We start from the raw sequence: 1666 nt of genomic DNA, 5'->3' as shown, positions 1-1666 counted from the left end.
GGGTCGTGGGCGAAGGATTCGGGCAGTTCGTCGCGTGAGTGACGTACGCGGATCAACCGGTCGAGGGCGTCGTAGCCATAAGTACGCTGGCCGTGGCGGCTGTCGGCGATGTGCTCGAGATTGCCGTTGGCGCTGTAGGCATAATCGCGGCGGTACAGCGAAGCGTGGCGATGACCTACAGCGTGGGCAAGCAAGCGGCCCTGATCGTCGTAGGAGTATTCGCTGAGCAGCAGACCTTGCTGGCGTTGCTGCTCGCGACCGGACTGGTAGACGTGGCGCGTGAGCGGCGTGCCGTTGAGGTCGATGGCGCTCAGCGCACCGCCCTTGGCATAGTGATAGTCGAGCTTGCTGTTGTCCGGCAGGCGCATCCGCTTGAGCTGGCTGCAGGCGTCATAGGCGTAGCGCAAGGTGCCCCAGCCCTGATGCTCGGTGATCAAGCGATCCTGACGGTCATACTCGAAGGCCAGCGGATGGTCCTGGCCGTCATCGACACCGATCAATCGGCCGAGGCGGTCGTAGTCATAGCGGATCTTGGCGCCATCGGGCAGGGTCTTGACCAGCAAACGCCCGGCCTTATCGCGCTGGTAGTGGGTGACCAGCGATAAACCCTGCTCGCCGAACTCGGTCTTCTCCAGCAGGTGCCCGTTGAGGTCGTAGACGTAAGCCGTACGCCGCCCATCAAACCCGGTTTCCTGTCGGATCAATCCGGTCGGCGTGTAATCCAGGCAGTATTTTTCCCCTGACTCGTTTTCGATCTCGGTCAGCAACAGCCGCGCATGGTCATAGCGATACTGCACGCGGGTGCCGTCAGGGTTGATCCGCCGCGAGACCAGATGCAGGTCGTCGTCATATTCGTAACGGGTGATGCGCCCGAGTTCATCGCGTTCGGCGGTGATCTGGCCGTAGGCGCCGTAGCTGTAGGCGCGCGTGCTGCCCGTAGGAGAAGTCGTCAGGATCAGTCGGCCGGCCGCGTCCCACTGCTGACGACTGACAACACCAAATTCGTCCTGGGTGGTAATCCGCCGGCCCAGCGCATCGTAGGAAAAGCGCCGCACGCCGCCATCGGGCAGGGTTTCTTCGATGAGCTGGCCGAGCTCGTTCCACACCCAGCGGTGGCGGCTGCTGTCGGGATAACGCAGCGACAGCAATTGGCCGCGCAGGTTGTAGTAGTAATGGGTGACCTGGCCGTCGGGATCGACCGCTTCGGTGACGGCGCCTTCAGCGTTGCGCCGGTAGATCCACACCGCCTCACCACGGCAACGCTTGTAGAGAAAACCGTTGCGGTACTCGTAGGACGTTGGTGCATCGTCCGGCGGAATCAGCGCGATCAGCCGTCCGACTTCGTCGTAGCGGTATTCGGTAACCGCGCCCAACGCATCCTGCTCGGCGATCAAGCGCCCCTGCTCGTCATAGGCCTTGAGCTGCTCGCCGCCATCGGCCGCAACCTGGCGCACCAGCCGCGCGCGCTCGTCGTGGACGTAGACTTCTTCGGTGCCGTCGACGTAATGCACGGTCACGCTGGCGTCATCATCGTTCCAGACGTAACGGGTGTTCATCTGCGAGAACGACGCCCAGTGCCGCACGCAGCGGGCGGCTTTGCCCTCGCGCTGCCACTCCCAGAAGAAGCTCGCGCCGCCGGTCAACTGGCGCTGGAGGATGACGTGGT

Annotated in this window: 1 pseudogene; it reads right to left on the bottom strand. The window is 63.3% G+C overall.

From position 1 onward, the window contains the following. Window positions 1-1666: pseudogene (locus tag OQK_RS00515) on the bottom strand (type IV secretion protein Rhs); the annotation flags it as partial.

This window comes from Pseudomonas sp. R62 (assembly GCF_000257605.1).
Lineage (GTDB): Bacteria > Pseudomonadota > Gammaproteobacteria > Pseudomonadales > Pseudomonadaceae > Aquipseudomonas > Aquipseudomonas atacamensis.
Note: the sequence above shows the minus strand (reverse complement) of the source record. Positions and strands in the feature narration are given on the sequence as shown.